General features: G+C 66.9%; 16 protein-coding genes and 1 riboswitch. Of the genes, 3 read left to right on the forward strand and 13 right to left on the reverse strand.

The window, feature by feature from the left end; genetic code table 11:
- Nucleotides 1-63: 63 nt before the first annotated feature.
- The 7 genes from trmD to ABRP28_RS06970 form a co-directional block, all read right to left on the reverse strand.
- Nucleotides 64-876 carry a tRNA (guanosine(37)-N1)-methyltransferase TrmD gene (gene trmD / locus ABRP28_RS06940; RefSeq protein ID WP_350002565.1) on the reverse strand — a complete coding sequence of 271 codons (813 nt, stop codon included), beginning with the start codon at nt 874-876 and terminating at the stop codon, nt 64-66.
- A complete protein-coding gene (gene rimM / locus ABRP28_RS06945) occupies nt 877-1,425 on the reverse strand; it encodes a ribosome maturation factor RimM (protein ID WP_350002566.1) in 549 nt (182 codons plus the stop codon). It lies immediately after the preceding gene.
- Between the two features lie 127 nt (nt 1,426-1,552).
- Entirely contained in the window at nt 1,553-1,795 is a 243-nt protein-coding gene (locus ABRP28_RS06950; RefSeq protein WP_350002567.1) for an RNA-binding protein, read from the reverse strand.
- Nucleotide 1,796: 1 nt separating this feature from the next.
- On the reverse strand, nt 1,797-2,219 hold the full coding sequence (gene rpsP / locus ABRP28_RS06955) for a 30S ribosomal protein S16 (protein WP_231457298.1): 423 nt from the start codon (nt 2,217-2,219) through the stop codon (nt 1,797-1,799).
- Nucleotides 2,220-2,434: 215 nt separating this feature from the next.
- The gene (locus ABRP28_RS06960) at nt 2,435-2,875 is read right to left on the reverse strand and encodes a hypothetical protein (RefSeq protein ID WP_350002568.1); all 441 of its coding nucleotides are present in this window, start codon (nt 2,873-2,875) and stop codon (nt 2,435-2,437) included.
- A gap of 113 nt (nt 2,876-2,988) precedes the next feature.
- Nucleotides 2,989-3,864, reverse strand: a complete 876-nt coding sequence (locus tag ABRP28_RS06965) for a VOC family protein (protein ID WP_350002569.1) — start codon at nt 3,862-3,864, stop codon at nt 2,989-2,991.
- Nucleotides 3,865-3,961: 97 nt separating this feature from the next.
- The gene (locus ABRP28_RS06970; protein ID WP_350002570.1) at nt 3,962-5,044 is read right to left on the reverse strand and encodes an amidohydrolase family protein; all 1,083 of its coding nucleotides are present in this window, start codon (nt 5,042-5,044) and stop codon (nt 3,962-3,964) included.
- An 80-nt stretch (nt 5,045-5,124) separates the two neighbouring features.
- Nucleotides 5,125-5,232: riboswitch (TPP riboswitch) on the forward strand.
- Between ABRP28_RS06970 and thiC the strand changes: the two genes are divergently transcribed.
- Entirely contained in the window at nt 5,227-7,056 is a 1,830-nt protein-coding gene (gene thiC / locus ABRP28_RS06975; RefSeq protein WP_350002571.1) for a phosphomethylpyrimidine synthase ThiC, read from the forward strand. (Overlaps the previous riboswitch by 6 nt.)
- Nucleotides 7,057-7,126: 70 nt before the next feature.
- Here the strand turns inward: thiC and ABRP28_RS06980 are convergent, their stop codons facing one another.
- Nucleotides 7,127-7,858, reverse strand: coding sequence for an alpha/beta hydrolase (locus ABRP28_RS06980; RefSeq protein WP_350002572.1), 732 nt, complete (start codon nt 7,856-7,858; stop codon nt 7,127-7,129).
- A 105-nt stretch (nt 7,859-7,963) separates the two neighbouring features.
- The gene (ffh, locus tag ABRP28_RS06985) at nt 7,964-9,547 is read right to left on the reverse strand and encodes a signal recognition particle protein (RefSeq protein WP_350002573.1); all 1,584 of its coding nucleotides are present in this window, start codon (nt 9,545-9,547) and stop codon (nt 7,964-7,966) included.
- A gap of 117 nt (nt 9,548-9,664) precedes the next feature.
- On the opposite strand from ffh, the gene ABRP28_RS06990 reads away from it, so the two are divergent.
- Nucleotides 9,665-11,068 carry a glucose-6-phosphate dehydrogenase gene (locus ABRP28_RS06990; protein ID WP_350002574.1) on the forward strand — a complete coding sequence of 468 codons (1,404 nt, stop codon included), beginning with the start codon at nt 9,665-9,667 and terminating at the stop codon, nt 11,066-11,068.
- A gap of 141 nt (nt 11,069-11,209) precedes the next feature.
- Here ABRP28_RS06990 and ABRP28_RS06995 read toward each other — a convergent pair whose 3' ends face one another.
- Nucleotides 11,210-11,548 carry a P-II family nitrogen regulator gene (locus tag ABRP28_RS06995; RefSeq protein ID WP_066276845.1) on the reverse strand — a complete coding sequence of 113 codons (339 nt, stop codon included), beginning with the start codon at nt 11,546-11,548 and terminating at the stop codon, nt 11,210-11,212.
- The gene (locus ABRP28_RS07000; protein ID WP_350002575.1) at nt 11,545-12,906 is read right to left on the reverse strand and encodes an ammonium transporter; all 1,362 of its coding nucleotides are present in this window, start codon (nt 12,904-12,906) and stop codon (nt 11,545-11,547) included. The genes ABRP28_RS06995 and ABRP28_RS07000 overlap by 4 nt, the downstream gene beginning before the upstream one ends.
- 235 nt (nt 12,907-13,141) lie before the next feature.
- Here ABRP28_RS07000 and ABRP28_RS07005 point away from each other — a divergent pair, with 235 nt between their 5' ends.
- On the forward strand, nt 13,142-14,380 hold the full coding sequence (locus ABRP28_RS07005) for an MFS transporter (protein WP_350002576.1): 1,239 nt from the start codon (nt 13,142-13,144) through the stop codon (nt 14,378-14,380).
- Nucleotides 14,381-14,429: 49 nt separating this feature from the next.
- On the opposite strand, the gene ftsY is transcribed toward ABRP28_RS07005, so the two are convergent.
- Nucleotides 14,430-15,638, reverse strand: coding sequence for a signal recognition particle-docking protein FtsY (gene ftsY, locus ABRP28_RS07010; RefSeq protein WP_350002577.1), 1,209 nt, complete (start codon nt 15,636-15,638; stop codon nt 14,430-14,432).
- Nucleotides 15,639-15,713: 75 nt separating this feature from the next.
- Entirely contained in the window at nt 15,714-19,301 is a 3,588-nt protein-coding gene (gene smc, locus ABRP28_RS07015) for a chromosome segregation protein SMC (protein WP_350002578.1), read from the reverse strand.
- Between the last annotated feature and the right edge of the window lie 146 nt (nt 19,302-19,447).

Below are 19,447 nucleotides of genomic sequence, written 5' to 3' on the forward strand. Positions count from 1 at the left end.
AGCCAATCCCGCGACTCCGGCAGCCCGGCCGGGCAGCCAGCCGGAGGCGTCCTGCCGGCGAGGTCAGTCCCGCCGGGCGTCTTCCGTGCCGGGGCGGCGGCGCAGGCGGCCGTCCACGACGTCGTACCCCAAGTCCTGCAGTTCGGTGCGGTCGGCACGTGGCAGCTTACCGGCGTCGAACGCTTCGAGGAGGTCGGGGCGGCGCTCCGCCGTCCGCCGGAACTGCTCGTGGCGGCGCCACTGCGCGATCTTGCCGTGGTTGCCGCTCAGCAGCACGGCCGGCACTTCCCGCTCGCGCCACACGGAGGGCTTGGTGTAGACGGGGTACTCCAGGAGCCCGTCTGAATGGGATTCCTCCACCAGCGACTCCGGATTGCCCACCACGCCAGGCAGCAGGCGGCCGATGGCCTCCACCATGGCCAGGACCGCGACCTCCCCGCCATTGAGGACGTAGTCCCCCAGGCTGACGGGGCGGACCTCGAAGTGGTCCCGGGACCATTCGATGACGCGCTCGTCGATGCCTTCGTAGCGTCCGCAGGCGAACGCGAGGTGCTCCTGTTCGGCCAGTTCGTACGCCAGTGCCTGGGTGAACCTCTCTCCTGCCGGCGACGGCACGATCAGGACCGGCCTGTCCGATCCCTCGGGGCGGTCGGCCGCAATGGAGGATAAGGCCTGGGCCCAGGGTTCCGGCTTCATCACCATGCCGGCGCCTCCGCCGTAGGGCGTGTCGTCGACGGTGCGGTGCCTGTCCGTGGTGAAGGCGCGGAGGTCGTGGACGCGCAGGTCCAGGATGCCGTCCTGGCGGGCTTTCCCGATCAGGGACAGTTCCAGCGGTGCCAGGTATTCGGGAAAGATACTGACGACGTCGATCCGCATCTAGGCTTTCTCCTCCGGCTCCGAAGCGGCTGCTTCGTCCTCCGCGTTCAGCTCGAAGAGGCCGTCCGGCGGCGTGAGGAGGATGAACCCCTCCTCAACGTTGACCTCAGGCACGATCTGCTCCACGAAGGGAACCAGGATTTCCTTGCCCTCCGGCGTGGTGACCATCAGCAGGTCCTGCGCGGTGCCGGTGTTCAGCGCAGCAACTTTGCCCACCACCTTCGAGCCCACCCGGGCCTCCAAGCCCACGAGTTCATGCTCGTACCAGCCCTCGTCGTCGTCTTCGTCCAGTTCCTCTGTTTCGATGAAGAGCTTGGCGCCCCGGAGGGTCTCCGCCTCGTTGCGGGTCCCGATTTCGTCGAAGCCCAGCAGCAGGATGTCCTTGTTCCAGCGGGCGCTGTTCACAGTCAGCGGGCCCGCTGAGGCCGGCTCAACCACGAACTCGGTGCCCGGCACGAACCTGTCCCCGGGGGCGTCGGTCAGGACCTGGACCGTCACTTCCCCGCGGATGCCGTGCGGTTTGCCGATTCGTGCCACCTGAAGCTGCATGTGTTCCTCTGTGTTGGATCTGGTTGACGCTGTTGGATGTGGTTGACGGTGCTCTGGTAAAAGCACTCCGGCCCCTCCACCGCAGGGGTGGAGGGGCCGGAGCTAAAAACTGAATAGTGCCGAGCGCTCAGCGGCGGCGGTCGGTATCGACAACGTCGACCCGCACCGGCTCACCGCCGGCCAAGGCTGCCACCACGGTACGCAGTGCGCGCGCCGTGCGGCCCTGGCGGCCAATCACCCGTCCGAGGTCGTCCTGGTGAACGCGCACCTCGAGGGTGTCCCCGCGGCGGTTGCTCTTGGAGCTGACCTTGACGTGGTCCGGGGAATCAACGATTCCCCGGACCAGGTGTTCCAGCGCTTCTGCCAGCAATCTACTCAGCCTCGGTGGTCTCTGCTTCGGCCTCGGCGGGAGCTTCGGCTGCCTCAGACTTGGATGCCTTCTTGGTGATGGCTTCCGGGATGATCACGGAACCCTTTTCCGGGGCAACGAAGGCTTCCTTCTGGGTCTTGGTCTTCAGGGTGCCTTCCTGGCCCGGCAGGCCCTTGAACTTCTGCCAGTCACCGGTGATCTTGAGGATCGCGGCGACCTGCTCGGACGGCTGGGCGCCGACGGACAGCCAGTACTGGGCACGCTCGGAGTTAACCTCGATGTATGAGGGCTCCTCGGTGGGGTGGTACTTGCCGATCTCTTCGATGGCGCGGCCATCACGCTTGGTGCGTGAGTCCGCGACGACGATGCGGTAGTACGGGGCGCGCATCTTGCCAAAGCGCTTGAGGCGAATCTTTACGGCCACTGTTGTGGTCACTCCTGTTTCAGAAAAGGGGGTGAACCCGGCGTTCTGCACCCGTGGGGCGGGCCATACTTGCGGGTTCGAAGGACAGGATCCAGACGCGGAGAGAGGGGCCACGCAGATCGAGTACCTGTTTATTGTGCCAGATCAGCGTGAACATTTCGACTTGACGCGGCGTGACACGGACGACGCCCGCCGGAGCGTGCGGCCGGAAGTAGTCAGGCGGACCAGACGTACAGGCCGGTACGCTCCGAGTCGTCGATTCCGCTGGCGAGTTCAGCCACCCGCTGCACGTACGTCCGCGCCTCCGAAGCGCCAAACGGCATGTCATCCTGCGCCGCCCACTGTTCGGCCACCTCTTCGAGGACGTCGCCCTCGCCTTCGGTTTCATAGGACAGCAGGTCCGCCAGGGCGCGCACCATGGCCGGCGGAACGGCCAGGAGCGAGTCGCTGGCCACATCCACCATGGTGAGCTCGTAATCCGCTCCTCCAGCGTGCACGGCGGTGCCGGCCAGATCACCCAGCTGCTCCACTTCGAAGTCACTGATGTCCGGGATCCGGACCGCGTCGCCTGCGGGTGCGCTGCCGCCCCCGTCAAGGACGCCGGCACGCTTCAGTGCCGCGTCGTGGGTGGCAACAAAGATCTCGGTGAAGCCCATGGCGATTGCCCTCATTCCGTTGGCGGTGCGGCACCGGGAGGCAGCGCCTGCCCGGCTGTTCGGATTAAGCCTAGTCCGGATTAAGCCCAACCCGGATTCAACCCAGCCCGGATTCAGCGCACCGCTACGCGAATGCGGTTGCGCCACGGATCCTCGAACCGGAGTTCCGCTCCGGTGTGGTGGGCGGCAACACCGGCAACCTTGAGGCGGTCGGCGAGAGAGCCGACGTCGTCCCCTGACGGCACCTCGATGAGGACCTCACCCAGGCCGAGGGTGTCCTTGCGCGGCCCCGCCCCGCGGCTGTTCCAAACGTTCATCGCCATGTGGTGGTGGTAGCGGCCCGCGGAAACAAAGAGGGCCTGCCCATGCCACCCGGCGGTTTTTTCGAACCCGAGGGTACCCACGTAGAAGTCGCGCGCCGTCTGCACGTCGCCCACCTGGAGGTGCACGTGGCCCACGCCGGCCACGGACCCGGCCTGGCGCTCCAGGGACTCTTCGGTGAGGTGCTGCTCAAGGTACCGCTGCGGCGGGAGGGCCAGGCTGTCCATCACCACGTCCGCGCCGTTCCAGGACCAGTTGCTGCGCGGCCGGTCCCAGTAGAGCTCGATGCCGTTGCCTTCGGGGTCGTTGAAGTAGAAGGCCTCACTGACAAGGTGGTCGGCGCTGCCCGTGAACGAGCGTGGTTCGAACCGGGCGGCCGTGGCGATGGTGGCGGCCAGGTCTGCCTGGTTCTCAAACAGCAACGCCGTGTGGAAGAGGCCGGCTTCTCCCCTGCCCGGCAGGTTCAGCCCGGGCGCGGGGGCCAGGTGCACAAGCGGCTTCTGCAGCCGGCCCAGGTAGATTCCGCCGTCCTGCTCGGCAATGACCTCTAAACCGAGGGCCCGCTGGTAGTAATCGGTCATCACCTTCATGTCGCCCACCTTGAGCATCACGGTGCCCATGGCGAGATCGGCAGGAAGAAGATCCTGGCTGGCGGCTTGTGCATTCATTGAAAACTCCCGGTGCTGTGGGGCTTCCGGTTGGCAGCCCTTACACTCTTAAAATTACTTGAAGCTTCAATTTATTCCAAGTCCCAGGAACTTGCCTTCAGCGGATCACCCGTCCGCCCAGGATCACGTGTGCCAGGCCGTTGACCGCCTCCGGCACCTTACGCGGGTCCTCCCGGCACAGGACCACGTCTGCCCGTGCTCCCTCTTCCAGGCCCTCCGCACCCAGCCACTCCCGCGCGCCCCAGCACGCGGCGTCCAAGGCGGAGGCCATGGGCAGTCCGGCTGCGTGAAGGGCCAGGATCTCGTCGCCGATCCTGCCGTGCCTGATCACGCTGCCGGCGTCGGTCCCGGCATAGATCCGCACGCCTGCCTCGAACGCCTCTAGGACCCGTTCCTCCCGGCGTTCCCACAATGAACGCATATGCGCCGCATACCGCGGGAACTTGGGTAAAGCCTGCGCTGCGATGTCGGGGAAGGTGGCGATGTTGACCAGGGTGGGCACAATGGGCACCCCCTGCTCCACGAACCGGGGCAGGTGCCGCGGCAGGAGCCCCGTGGCGTGCTCGACGCAGTCGATGCCGGCGTCCAGCACGTCGTCGAGCGTCTCTTCCGCGAAGCAGTGCGCCGTTACGCGCGCGCCCTCATCGTGGGCGGCGTTGACGGCGTCACGGACGACGCCGTCAGGAAACGAAGGCGCCAGGTCGCCGGCGTCGCGGTCAATCCAGTCCCCCACAAGCTTGACCCACCCGTCACCTTCCCTGGCCTGCTTACGCACGGCTTCCACCAGGCCCTCAGGTTCCACTTCTTCCGCGAACCCCCGCAGGTACCGGCGAGTGCGCGCAACGTGGCGGCCGGCGCGGATCAGCACCGGGACGTCCTTCCTGCCCTGCAGCCATCGGGTATCCGCAGGGGAACCTGCGTCGCGGACCAGCAGGGTGCCGGCGTCCAGGTCCGTCCGTGCCTGTTCTTCGGCCGTCAAAGCATCCACCGGCCCGCCGGCGCCCAGCCCGATGTGGCAGTGCGCATCCACAAAGCCAGGCAGCACGAATCCCGCCAGAATCCTGTCCGGGGCCGTTGCCGGCCGGCGGAACGTCAGCCGCCCGCCAACGGACCAGAGCCCGTGCCGCTCAGTGTCCGGCCCGGTCAGCACCGTCCCCGTGAACTCGATAATTTCTGCCATGAATTTGCCTCTTTCCCGCCCGGACAGGCTAGCACCGCGTGATGTGACACGCCCCGCGTCAAGGCGTGTGGTAGCTTTCATCCTGACCACACGGGTGCCCCTGCAGGGGCTGAGATCGGGCTGCCGCAGCCTGCGACCGTCGAACCTGTCCGGGTAATGCCGGCGAAGGAAGTGAGTATTCCTTGAGTACACCCCATCAGCAGCTGAACCCTGCCCTCAACAACACGGGTGCCGGCCCTGCCGGCAACCAGCCCCCCGTAACGCAATCCCTGAAATCCCACTCCCTGGCATACCTTGAGGACACCGGGAACGGGATCCGTGTTCCCGTGACCGAAATTAAGTTGGAGCCGTCACCCAACGGCGTGCCAAACCAGCCGTTCCGGACCTACCGGACCGCCGGTCCGGGGAGCGACCCCGTTCAAGGCCTTCCTCCTGTCCGCAAGGACTGGATCGAAGAGCGGGCAGACACGGAAGCGTACAGCGGCAGGGAAAGGAACCTGCTCGACGACGGCCGCTCGGCTGTGCGCCGCGGCGCCGCCAGCGCAGAGTGGAAGGGAGCACCTCCGGTGCCCCGCCGCGCCGTCGACGGCCGGACCGTCACCCAGATGCACTACGCACGGCAGGGCGTGATCACCCCGGAGATGCGCTTCGTGGCGCTGCGCGAGAACTGCGATGTGGAACTGGTCCGCAGCGAACTGGCCGCGGGCCGGGCCATCATTCCCAATAACATCAACCACCCGGAATCCGAGCCGATGATCATTGGCAAGGCCTTCCTGGTGAAAATCAACGCCAACATCGGCAACTCCGCGGTCACCAGCTCGATCGCCGAAGAGGTGGACAAACTGCAGTGGGCAACACGGTGGGGCGCAGACACCGTCATGGACCTCTCCACCGGGGATGACATCCACACCACCCGGGAATGGATCATCCGCAACTCCCCGGTTCCCATCGGCACCGTCCCCATCTACCAGGCCCTGGAGAAGGTCAACGGCGAAGCCAACGCCCTGACCTGGGAGATCTTCCGTGACACCGTAATCGAGCAGTGCGAGCAGGGCGTGGACTACATGACCATCCACGCAGGCGTGCTGCTCCGGTACGTTCCCCTGACCGCCAACCGCGTCACCGGCATCGTCTCCCGCGGCGGGTCCATCATGGCCGGCTGGTGCCTGGCCCATCACCGGGAAAATTTCCTGTACACGCACTTCGACGAGCTCTGCGGGATCTTCGCGAGGTACGACGTCGCGTTTTCCCTGGGTGACGGGCTCCGGCCGGGGGCCACGGCCGATGCCAACGATGCAGCCCAGTTTGCCGAACTGGACACCCTCGCCGAGCTCACGCAGCGCGCCTGGGAGTACGACGTCCAGGTGATGGTGGAGGGCCCGGGCCATGTCCCGTTCCACCTGGTCCGGGAGAACGTTGAACGCCAGCAGGAGCTGTGCAAGGGCGCGCCCTTCTACACACTGGGCCCTCTGGTGACCGACGTGGCGCCGGGCTATGACCACATCACCTCAGCCATTGGCGCAACGGAAATTGCCCGCTACGGCACGGCAATGCTGTGCTACGTCACCCCCAAGGAGCATTTGGGACTGCCCAACAGGGACGACGTCAAGACGGGAGTGATCACGTACAAGATCGCCGCGCACGCCGCGGACCTGGCAAAGGGCCATCCCGGCGCGCATGAACGGGATGACGCGCTCTCCAAGGCACGCTTCGAGTTCCGGTGGCGTGACCAGTTTGCGTTGTCGCTGGACCCGGAGACGGCCGAGGCCTTCCACGACGAGACCCTTCCGGCCGAACCGGCGAAAACCGCCCACTTCTGCTCCATGTGCGGGCCCAAGTTCTGCTCCATGCGGATCAGCCAGGACATCAGGGACGAATACGGCTCCGCAGAGGCCCAGGCCGCCCTGCCTGAAGCCGCAGCCGGCATGCGGGGCAAGAGCGAGGAATTCCTGGCCGCTGGCGGGAAGGTTTACCTTCCGGCGCTGAGCGTTCCGCCGGGCGGCCGGCGGTAGCAGCCCGCAGGTTCCGTCCGGCTGGTCATTGGGGGCCGGCCGGACGGACTTATATGGATCAGGCCAAGCGTCAGGAGGCGCGCGCCTGCAGGCGGCTGGCGTCGCTGATGAACGCGCGGATGATGCGGTCCCCTTCAACGGAGTCATGGGGCCGGTGGCCGCCGGCGGCCGTGCGGTGGAACGCCCCTGTCTCGCGGAGGTAGCCTGCGATCTCTTCGTACAGCGGCTCCCAGCCGCCGGTCAGGACAAGCGTCGGCACGCCGGGCACGATGTGCAGCGGGGCTTCCCAGGAAGGTGCCTGCAGCCGCAGCCTCCTGGCGGAGCGCTTCTCCTCTGCGGTCACCGGCTGCTGCAGGTCCGTGGCATAGACCCTGCGGACGAATTCGCGCTGGAAATCCTCGTCACTCAATTGATGCCGGACGTCGAGAAGAGGCTGCATCAGCGCGATGTGCGCTGCCGTGGCCGGCAGTTCAGCGGTCAGGGAGAGGCAGGCCGGCTCTACCAGGGTCAGCGAGTGGACAAGGTCCGGGCGTTCGACGGCGGCCATCATGGCCGCGATGGCGCCCTGCGCATGCGCCACGACGTGCCCGCCGGCGGTACCCCTGCCGTCGTCCCCCAGGGAGCTCAGCAGGATGCGGGTGTCCTCCTCGAACGAGGACTCGATGGGTTCGGCAACGGGATCGAAACCGTGGCGGCGCAGGAACAGGGCATCGTAGGACAGGGCCACACCGTGCTGGCGGGGCCAGGCCGCGGCACCGAAGCTGCCCGCGCCGTGCACGAACACTACCCTCTGCTTGAACATGACCCAACCCTATTCCACGGCCCCGACATCCCATGTAAGTAGCAGCAGATGTCGGTTTGAGCCCTCAAAACGACATCTGCTGCTACTTAGTGGGGCAAGGGGTGCTTATTTGCCGAGGAACTTGTCGAAGCCCTTGGGCAGGTTCAGCTGGGAGGGGTCGAAGTCGCCCGCCTGCTGGCCAAAGGCCGCTCCGGTGGGCAGCGCCTTGGCGGCGTTCGCCCGGCGGGCCTCGGCGTCCTTGCGCTCCTGCGCGGCCTTGGCCGGGTTCCCGGACTTGGCCTTCTTCTTGGGCGCATTCTTGGCATTCTTCCGGGCACCGCCGCCGGCCCCGGGCATGCCAGGCATCCCGGGCATGCCCGGCATCCCGCCCTGGGCCATTTTCTTCATCATCTTCTGGGCCTGCGCGAAGCGCTCCAGCAGGCCGTTGACCTCGGAAACGTGGACGCCGGAACCGCGGGCGATGCGGGCACGGCGGGAGCCGTTGATGATTTTGGGGGCCACGCGCTCATGCGGCGTCATGGAACGGACAATCGCCTCAACGCGGTCAATTTCGCGTTCGTCGAACTGCTCCAGCTGCTGGCGGATGTTCTGGGCACCCGGCATCATCATGAGCATTTTCTTCATGGAGCCCATGTTGCGGATCTGCTGCATCTGGGCCAGGAAGTCGTCAAGGGTGAAGTCCTCCTGGTCGGCGAACTTCTTCGCCATCCGGGCGGCTTCGTCCTTGTCCCAGGACTTCTCGGCCTGCTCGATCAGGGTGAGGACGTCACCCATGTCAAGGATGCGGGAGGCCATCCGGTCCGGGTGGAAGAGCTCGAAGTCGTCCAGGCCTTCGCCCGTAGACGCAAACATGACGGGCTTGCCGGTGACCGACGCCACGGACAGCGCGGCACCGCCGCGGGCGTCGCCGTCGAGCTTGGACAGCACGATGCCGGTGAAGTTGACGCCTTCATCAAAGGCGAGCGCCGTGTTGACGGCGTCCTGGCCGATCATGGAGTCGATGACGAACAGGACCTCGTTGGGCACGATTGCGCGGCGGATCTGGCGCGCCTGCTCCATCATGTCCGCGTCGACGCCCAGCCGGCCGGCAGTGTCCACGATCACGACGTCGTGGAGTTTCTGGCGCGCTTCCTCAACACCGGCACGCGCCACCTCAACCGGGTCCCCGGCCGGGTGCTCGAGCTCGGTGTAGGTGGCGCCGGGATGCGGTGCGAAGACGGGCACCTTGGCGCGCTGGCCAACGATCTGCAGCTGCGTCACAGCGTTGGGGCGCTGGAGGTCGCAGGCCACGAGCATGGGGCTGTGGCCCTGTGCCTTCAGCCACTTGGACAGCTTGCCGGCGAGGGTGGTCTTGCCGGCACCCTGGAGGCCCGCGAGCATGATGATGGTGGGCCCGCTCTTGGCCAGGCGGATCCGGCGGGTTTCGCCGCCGAGGATCTCCACGAGTTCCTCGTTGACGATCTTGACGATCTGCTGGCTCGGGTTCAGTGCACCGGAAACCTCAGCGCCCAAGGCGCGTTCCCGCACCCGGCCGGTGAACTCACGGACAACCGGAACGGCAACATCGGCGTCCAAAAGGGCGCGGCGGATCTCGCGGACTGTGGCATCGACGTCGGCTTCAGTAAGCCTGCCTTTACCGCGCAGGTTCTTGAAGGTTGCTGTCAACCGGTCAGAGAGTGAATTGAACACGCGACGTGCACTTCTTTCAGTGGATGATCAGGGCAGTGGATGATCAAAGGCTGTTGATGATCGGGACTCGACTATCTAGGGTACCAAGCCGGGCCCGCAAGGTGGCATGCTGGCCAGATGACGAGCCAACCAACTGTGAAGACCCTGCTCATCCTCGGCGCCTCGGGAGACCTGACGGGGCGGCTGCTCCTGCCGGGACTGGCGCGCCTGGCAGCGAGGGGACGCGCTGCGGGCCTCCGGCTGGTGGGTGCCGGATCCGATCCCTGGACCCCCGAGCAGTGGCGGGAACGGGTGCACGCGTCCTTCGAGGCTGCCGCCGCGTCCGCAGGTACCGAGGGAAAGGAAGCCCTCCAGGCCCTGGAGAAGGAAACGGTGTACCACCAGGTGGATGTCACCGCAGAGGGGGCCCTGGCCTCGCTTCTCGGCACGCTTGACGGGCCCACCGCCGTCTACTTTGCCCTGCCGCCGCGCATCAGCCAGCTTGCCTGCGAGTCCCTTCGTCCGGAACAGGTCCCGCCGGGCACGCGGCTGGTGATGGAGAAACCCTTTGGTTCCAGCGAGGAGTCGGCCCGCTCGCTCAACCAGACACTGGTTCGGCTGGTCCCCGAAGACCACGTCCACCGGGTGGACCACTTCCTGGGCAAGGCCACGGTGCTGAATATCCTGGGCCTGCGCTTCGCCAATAACTTCCTGGAACCGGTATGGGACCGCCACCATGTGGAAAAGGTGGAGATCATCTTTGACGAGGACCTCGCGCTGGAGGGCCGGGCCCGCTACTACGACGGCGCCGGCGCCTTGCGGGACATGATCCAGAGCCACCTGCTGCAGATCATGGCGCTGCTGGCCATCGAGCCTCCGGCCACCATCGGTGAACGGGACCTGCGGGATGCCATTTCCACTGTCCTGCGGGCCAGCAGCGTCCCGGTCCCCTATGCCGGGTCCACCCGCAGGGCCCGCTACACAGCCGGCCATGCAGGGGGCAAGGACGTTCCGGACTACGCCCGGGAGGAAGGCGTGGACGCCGGGCGGGGAACCGAGACCCTGGCCGAGATCCAGGTGAATATCGACAACTGGCGCTGGAACGGGGTCCCGTTCATTCTCCGGTCCGGCAAGGCGCTGGGCGCCAAGCGCAAGGAGGCGGTGGTGACCTTCCGCCCGGTGCCCCACCTGCCCCAAGGCTTTACCGGCGTTGACTCCCCCAACAAGCTGCGCATTGGTTTCGGCCCGGACACCCTGAGGTTCGACGTCGACGTCAATGGGCCCGGCAACATCTTCAGCCTCAGCCGGGCAACCCTGGAAACCGAGCTCAGCGGCTCCGATCTCCTCCCTTACGGGGAAGTCCTGGAAGGGGTGCTCGCGGGCGATCCGCTGCTGTCCGTCCGCGGAGACACGGCGGAGGAGTGCTGGCGGATTGTGGAGCCGGTTTTGAAGGCCTGGCAGCAGGACACGGTCCCGCTGGAGGAGTACGACGCCGGCTCTGCCGGTCCCGCAGCCTGGCCCACCGCAGTGCCAAGGGACTGAGCCGCGGCGGCTCAGGCGGCTGGTCCGCCGAAGATTTCCGGGCCTGCCCCTAAACTACGGAAGAGCGGGCAGGAAACCCGTGGGTTTCCTGCCCGCTCTTTGACGCCTGTTCACGGATTTTTCCGTGGAGTGCCGCCCGCCCTAGATTGCGGCGACGCCGCGTTCACCGGTGCGGACCCGGACGGCTTCGGAGACGTCCATGGTCCAGACCTTGCCGTCACCTGCCCGGCCGGTGTTGGAGCTGGCGATGATGACATCGAGGATGTCGTCCGCCTGCTCGTTCGTGGCCAGGACCTCCACGCGGATCTTTGGCAGCAGATCCACGTTGTACTCCGCTCCGCGGTAGACCTCGGTATAGCCGCGCTGCCGGCCATAGCCGCTGGCCGCGCTGACCGTCAGGCCCTGCACGCCATAGGCCTCCAGTCCTTCCCGGATGGCTTCGAGCTTTTCCGGCCTGACGATCGCTGTAATCAGTTTCATGCCCCCACGCTTTCCTTACCTGTTGCTGATTCGGTCTTCTGCGCACCCGTTGCTGCGTCGGATGCCTGCGCAGCGTCCGTCTGGGTCTTTCCGGTGATCATGTCGTGCAGGGGCTGGAAGCTTCCGCCGTGTCCCCCGACGCCGAACTCGTAGGCGGTCTCGGCGTGCAGGCTGAGGTCCACACCCACCGTTTCCTGTTCCTGCGAGACCCGGAACCCCATGGTCTTGTGGATGGCCAGGGCAATGATGGTGGTCAGGATTGCGGAGTAGGCGATGGCGATGCCCGCTGCTGCCAGCTGTGCCCACATCTGGGCCATGCCGCCGCCGTAGAAGAGGCCGCCGCCGGCGCCTTCCTCGGGAAGGGCGATGAAGCCAAGGGCCACGGTGCCGATGATGCCGGAGACCAGGTGGACACCCACGACGTCGAGCGAGTCATCGAAGCCCCAGCGGAACTTCAGTCCCACTGCCAGGGCGGACGCGACGCCTGCCACGACGCCCAGGCCAAGGGCACCGACCGGGCTGACGTTGGCGCAGGCGGGGGTGATGGCAACGAGGCCAGCGACCACGCCGGACGCTGCACCGAGCGAGGTGGGGTGGCCGTCACGGATGCGCTCCGTGACCAGCCAGCCGAGCATCGCTGCGGCCGGGGCGGCGAGGGTGTTGACCCAGATGAGGCCGCCCTGCTCAGCAGTGGAGGCAGCGCCGCCGTTGAAGCCGAACCAGCCGAACCAGAGAATTGCGGCACCGAGCATCACGAACGGGATGTTGTGCGGGCGGTGGTTGGGGTCCTTGCCGAAGCCGCGGCGGTTACCGACGATGAAGACGAGGATCAAGGCAGCAACACCGGCGTTGATGTGGACCACAGTGCCGCCGGCGAAGTCGATCGCTTCGCCAAGTGCCGCACCAACAGCGCCTTCGGTGCTGAACAGGCCGCCGCCCCATACCATGTAGGCAAGCGGGCAGTAGACCAGCGTGACCCAGACCGGAACGAAGACGGTCCAGGCGCCGAACTTGGCGCGGTCCGCGATGGCACCGCTGATGAGGGCCACCGTGATGATGGCAAAGGTGGCGCCGAAGCCTACCGTGATGAGCCCGTCGGGGCTGTCGATGCCTTCAAGCCCAAAGTTGGCGAAGGGGTTGCCCACCATCTGCAGGAAGCCGTCCCCGGAGGTCATCGAGTAACCCCACAGGACCCAGATGACTCCCACCATGCCGATGGAGATGAAGCTCATCATCATCATGTTCAGCGCGGCCTTGGCCCGGGTCATGCCGCCGTAGAAAAATGCCAGACCCGGTGTCATCAACAGCACGAGCGCCGCCGACACCATGATCCATACGTGACCTGCGGTAAGTTCCATGGTGCACGCCTCTCTTATCTATTTGGTCAAAAATTGCGGAGATGATCCGCCTGCCAACGCCTTTTTGCGTCCTGTAACGAGTGTGTCCTCGCCGTGTTTCGGCCGCGGAGGATTTGTATTGCGGGGCTGTTACAACAACCTCTAGGAAGTAAATGGTGCATATCTGGCTTGTTACGGTTATGTTTCACCGCTCCCGCCGAAGCCCGGCACCCACATACGCAAGGACCACTGGACCATGACGGCAGATACCCGCGTGAGCCGCGCAACATCGCGGATTCTTTCCCTGCTGCGCAAGGACAGGCAGAAGCTCCCGCGCGACATCAAGGTGATGCTGGCCGCAGCCTTCCTGATTGCGCTGGGATTCGGCCTTGTTGCCCCCGTGTTGCCGCAATTCGCCACAACCTTCGGGGTGGGAAATACCGAAGCGTCCGTGATCGTGGCGATCTTCGCGTTCATGCGGCTGGTCTTTGCCCCTGCGGGTGGCGCCCTGATAGGGCGGCTCGGCGAACGCCCCGTCTACGTCACGGGACTGCTGATCGTAGCGGCGTCCACGGCTGCGTGCGCCTTCGCGCAGGACTATTGGCAGCTGCTGCTGTTCCGCGGGCTTGGCGGCGCCGGCTCAGTGATGTTCACGGTCGCGTCGATGGCGCTGGTGGTGCGGCTCGCGCCGCCGGAAAGCAGGGGCCGTGTCTCAGGTGCCTACGCGTCCGCTTTCCTCATCGGGAACGTCTGCGGGCCGATCGTTGGCGGCCTGCTGGCAGGATTCGGCCTGCGGGTTCCGTTCCTGGCCTACGCCGCGGCCCTGGTGGTGGCCGCCGTCGTGGTCCAGACGCGGCTGAGCCATCAGCGCCGGGGCACCGGGCCGCAGCAGGACCGTGCCGATATGCCCCTGGCCGAGGCCCTTGCCGCGGGCACGTACCGGACAGCGCTGGTTTCCAGCTTCGTCAATGGCTGGGCCACTTTCGGCGTCCGGATGGCCACCGTTCCGCTGTTTGCCGTTGCAGCCCTTGGCGCAGGGCCTGAGGCAGCGGGGTTTGCGCTGGCTGTTTTTGCTGCCGGCAACGCTGCGGCGCTGACGTTCTCGGGCCGGCTGGCCGACACCCTGGGCCGCAAGCCCATGATGGTGGCCGGGCTGCTCGTGGCCGGTGCCTCCACGGCTGCAATCGGCTTCACCACCGGACTGGGCTGGTTCCTGGCAGCATCCGCGTTGGCTGGCGTCGGCTCGGGCCTTTTCGGCCCGGCACAGCAGGCCGCGGTCGCCGATGTGATCGGGAACGGGCGGTCCGGAGGCAAGGTGCTGGCCGTCTACCAGATGACGTCCGACGTCGGCGCGATTGTTGGGCCGGTCCTGGCCGGAGTGCTGGCTGACCGGCTGGGCTACGGCTGGGCGTTCGGAGTGACCGGAGGCATCATGGTGGTGGCGGCGTGCACATGGCTTGCCACCCGGGAGAGCCTGCGGAAGCCCGGGGCCTGACGGCGGGCTGCCGTCAGGCCGCCAGGGCAGGCTCCGGGTGCGGCTGCGGCTAGTTCAGCAGTGCGTCCACAAAGCCCTCAACCTCGAAGGGGGCAAGGTCGTCGGCCCCTTCTCCAAGGCCGATCAGCTTCACCGGGACGCCGAGGGTTTTCTGGATTGCGACGACGATGCCGCCCTTGGCGGTTCCGTCCAGTTTGGTCAGGACGATGCCGGTGATGTTGACCACTTCGGAGAACACGCGGGCCTGGTTCAGGCCGTTCTGGCCGGTGGTTGCGTCCAGCACCAGGAGGACCTCGTCCACTTCAGCGAGCTTCTCCACAACCCGCTTGACCTTCCGGAGCTCATCCATCAGGCCAACCTTGTTCTGGAGCCGTCCGGCGGTATCAATCATCACGACGTCGACTTCCTGGTCGATGCCGGCCTTGACCGCTTCGTAGGCAACCGAGGCCGGATCCGCGCCGTCGATGTCCGACTTGACGGTGGGAACGCCGACGCGCTGGCCCCACGTTGCGAGCTGTTCGGCAGCGGCGGCACGGAAGGTGTCCGCGGCGCCCAGCAGGACGTCCTTGTCCTCGGCCACCAGCACGCGTGCAAGCTTGCCGACGGTTGTGGTCTTGCCGACGCCGTTCACGCCCACCACCATCATCACGGCAGGCCGGTCCGCATGCCGCTGGACGTTGAGCGTGCGGTCCATGGTGGGATCAACCAGCTTGATGAGCTCCTCCCGCAAGAGAAGTTTGACCTGTTCAGGAGTCCGGGTGCCCAGCACCTTGACCCGCTCGCGCAACGCGTCCACGAGCTGCATGGTGGGCTCGGTGCCCAGGTCTGCGAGGAGGAGCGTTTCCTCCACTTCGTCCCAAACGTTCTCGTCGATCTTGTCACTGGAAAGCAGGGCCAGGAGTCCCTTGCCCATAACGTTGTTGGAGCGGACCAGCCGTTCGCGGAGGCGGACCAGCCGGCCTGCCACAGGCAGCGGGGTCTCCACTGGAATGACTTCGAGGCCTGCGGCGTTGTCCGGGACCTCGGTGGTCTCCAGCCCGTCCAGGTCCGCGCCGCCGGGGGCCGTGCGGTCTGCCACCGCGCCCGGCCGGTCCTCCACGGCCGTGCTGCCGCTCCGGGGCAGGACGGGGTCGTTGGCGTCCCGCGGGCCGGGGTAGCGCGTGATGTTCTTCCGGGTCTTCAGGAGGACCGGAATCAGCCCGCCGAGAACCACCAGGGCAGCAAGGATGGACAGAACTATGGGAAGGATGTCATTCACACCCCTAGCTTCTCATAGACGCCGGGGCTCTTTTCGGGCCGGGAAGGCAGTTGACCTGCCGTTACGCCGGCCGGGTCAGACCTCGGCCCCCAGCCTCTGGCTGATCACGGTGGAGACGCCGTCGCCGCGCATGGTGACGCCGTACAGGGCGTCGGCGACCTCCATGGTCCGCTTCTGGTGGGTGATGACGATGAGCTGGCTGGATTCCCGGAGTTCTTCGAAGATCGTGATAAGCCGGCCCAGGTTGGTGTCGTCCAGCGCAGCTTCCACCTCGTCCATAACGTAGAAAGGTGAAGGCCGCGCCTTGAAGATTGCCACGAGCAGGGCCACCGCGGTCAGTGAGCGTTCGCCGCCAGACAGGAGCGAAAGCCGCTTGATCTTCTTGCCGGCAGGGCGGGCCTCCACCTCGATGCCGGTGGTGAGCATATCGGCGGGGTCGGTGAGGACCAGCCGCCCTTCGCCGCCCGGGAAGAGCCTGGCGAAGACCCTGGTGAACTGGGCCTGGGTGTCCTCGAACGCCTCCGTGAAGACCCGCTGGACCCGGTCATCCACTTCCTTGATGATGTCCAGGAGGTCCTTTCGGCTGGCCTTCAGGTCCTCCAGCTGGCTGCTCAGGAACTGGTGGCGCTCCTCCAGCGCGGCGAATTCCTCCAGCGCCAGGGGGTTGACCTTGCCCAGGCCGGCGAGGTCCCGCTCCGCTTTCCGCAGGCGTTTTTCCTGCTCGGCCCTGACGTAGGGCTTTCCCTCGACGATGTCCGCGCCGGTGTGGTCCACCGGGGCGCGAAGGGCCGCCCACTTGTCCCCGCTCTCCCCGACGGGAACCGGAACCGGGACGTCCGGCCCGAACTCGGCCACCAGGGCGTCCGGGGTTATCCCCAGCTCGTCGATGGACCGGCTTTCCAGGGCTTCGATCCGTGCCTTCTGCTGGGTCCGGGCGAGCTCGTCACGGTGGACGTTGTCCGTGAGGTCGGCGAGTTCACGGGCCAGCACTTCGTTTGCGGTCCGGATCTCCGCGAGCTCCCGGTCCCTCTGCTCCCGGTTCTCTTCCGCCAGGTCCCGCTCATGCTGCGCCAGGTCCACCGATACGTCCACATAGCGGAGTGCCAGGCCGGCGGCTGCGGAAACGGCAGCAGCCCGCCGCGCCTTGATGCGGCGGACCCGGGCCCGTTCGGCAGCTTCCTCGCGTGCCCTGCGTTCCGTGGCGGCTGCGCGCTCCAGGGAAGCGGCGCGGTTCCTAGTGGCCGTGAGTTGCTCTTCGGCGCTGCGGAGCGACAGCCGCGCCTCGACCTCGGCGCTCCGGGCGTGTGAGGCAGCCAGTGCCAGCGCATCTCGGTGCCCGGTGGAGGGCTCCTGTTCCAGCGGGACTGCCTGGGCTGCCGCCAGGCGTGCGGTGACGGCAGCGAGCGCCTGCTCCTCTGCGGCAACGTTTTCCTCGGCTTTGGCCAGGGATGCTGCGAGGCGGTCGCTTTCCCCGACCGCGCTGCGAAGGACGGAGTTCAGGTGGCCCAGGCGTTCTGCGACGGCGGCCAGCCTGGCATCCGAGTCATGCAGCCTGTCCAGTGCGGCGTCGGCGCGCTCCTGCGCCTCGGCGCGTTGCGCCTCGGCGCCGGCCAGGGCGAACCTGTCCCGCTCCAGGCCCGCGGTGACCCCGGCAAGCTCGCTCTCGGCGTCGTCCACTGCGGCCTGCACCTCCAGGAGGGACGGCGCCTTCGCCGAGCCGCCGGTGGCTGACAGGGCCGCGAAAATATCTCCGGCCCGGGTCACGGCAGTCAGTTCCGGGTGGGCCGCCACCAGGGCGGACGCAGCCTGGATGTCGGGCACGACGGCGGTGCCGTACAGCAGGTGCGCCACGAGGGGTGTCCAGGGGGAAGGGCACGTGACGAGGTCCGTTGCCCAGCGGGCCCCCGCTGGGAGGGCCGCTGTGGCGTCCACCGCCTTTCCCGCCGTGGCCTCCGCCGCGGCGACGAGCAGCGACGCCCGCCCGGCGTCGTTGTCCTTAAGAAGCTGGATCACGGCAACAGCGGTGGCCGCATCCTGCACCAGGACTGCCTCGGACGCCTCGCCCAAGACAGCGGCGATGGCGGTCTCGAAGCCCGGTGTCACGGCCAGGTGCGCTGCCAGGGATCCCTGGATCCCATCGAGGCCTGCGTGCAGGGCGTGGCTGGCGCCGTCCTTCCGTTCGAGGCCCAGCTTCAGGGCATCCCGCCGCGCCACCAAGGCATCCCGCTTGCGGACCCCCTCGCTGACAGCTGCCCGGAGGCCCTCGATCTTCTGGATCACCGTGTCAAGGGCCTCACTGGCGGCCTCGTAGTCGGCGTCGAGGGATTCCTCCCCTTCCTCCACGCCCGCCACCTGGTTTTCCAGGGCAGTGAATTCGGCCTGGGCACGGGCCCGCCGCTCGGTTCCTGCGGCAAGTGATTCGCGCAGCCTGCCCAGTTCCGCCTGGGCGGATTCCACCCGTGACCTTGCCGCTGCCACCTGGCCGGCCAGGCGGGCCAGTCCCTCACGCCGGTCGGCTGCCGCACGGAGTTCTGCGGTGAGCCGCTTGTCCTCTTCCAGGGCGGCGCGTTCCGCTTCAGCCTTGTCCGCTGAGGCTGCCTCAAGGGCGGCTCGCCGGTCCAGGATGCCACGCTCGAGTTCGGCAAGTTCCTCACGGACCCTGGCGGCCTGGCGTTCCAGCTGTTCCGGATCACGGCCGGGCGCCGGGGCCTCCACAGAACCCAGGAGGCTGTTGCGTTCCTGCGCCAACGAACCCAGGGACCGCAGGCGTTCCCTGGTGGCGGACAAGCGGTACCAGGTGTCCCTGGCGGCGTTCAGCTGGGGGGTTGCTTCAGCTGCGCGTTGTTCCAGGGCCGCCTGCTGCCTGCGGCCGGCCTCCAGCTGCCCGGCAGCGACCGTCCGGCGTTCCTTCAGGGCAGCCTCGTCCGCTACGTCCTTTTCCAGGGCCAGCTGAAGCTGGACGAGATCATCTGCCAGGAGGCGGGCGCGGGCATCACGGACATCGAACTGCACGCGCTGGGCCCGGCGGGCCACTTCGGCCTGTTTTCCCAAGGGTGTGAGCTGGCGGCGGATTTCTCCGGTGAGGTCATTGAGGCGCTGCAGGTTGGCCTGCATGGCGTCCAGCTTGCGCACCGTTCGTTCCTTGCGCCGGCGGTGCTTCAGGATGCCTGCCGCTTCCTCGATAAAGCCCCGGCGGTCCTCCGGCGTGGCGTGCAGGACCCGGTCAAGCTGGCCCTGTCCCACTATGACGTGCATCTCGCGGCCGAGGCCGGAATCGGAGAGCAGTTCCTGGATATCCAGCAGGCGGCAGCCTGCACCGTTGATGGCGTACTCGGAGCCGCCCGAGCGGAACAGGGTCCGCGAGATGGTCACTTCGCTGTACTCGATGGGCAGGGCGCCGTCGGTGTTGTCGATGGTCAGGGACACGTGGGCCCGGCCAAGGGGCGGCCGACCCGAGGTGCCGGCGAAGATGACGTCCTCCATCTTTCCGCCGCGAAGGGTCTTGGCACCCTGCTCCCCCATAACCCAGGCCAGCGCGTCCACCACGTTGGATTTTCCGGATCCGTTGGGGCCAACCACCGCGGTAACCCCAGGCTCGAAATCGAAGGTGGTGGCGGACGCGAATGACTTGAACCCCCGGACGGTAAGGCTTTTGAGGTGCAAGGCGTTTCGGTTCTCCTGCTCGGCGGACGCGGATGGTGGGGACAGCCACGGATACTTACAATCTACTGCGGGGCCGGGACATTTTCGCGCAGAAGCCCGGCCGGGCCGGGCCGGATGTCCTGCTGGGCATGTGCAGGAATGGACCG

The sequence above is a fragment of the Pseudarthrobacter sp. WHRI 8279 genome (assembly GCF_040224115.2).
Taxonomy (GTDB): Bacteria; Actinomycetota; Actinomycetes; order Actinomycetales; family Micrococcaceae; genus Arthrobacter.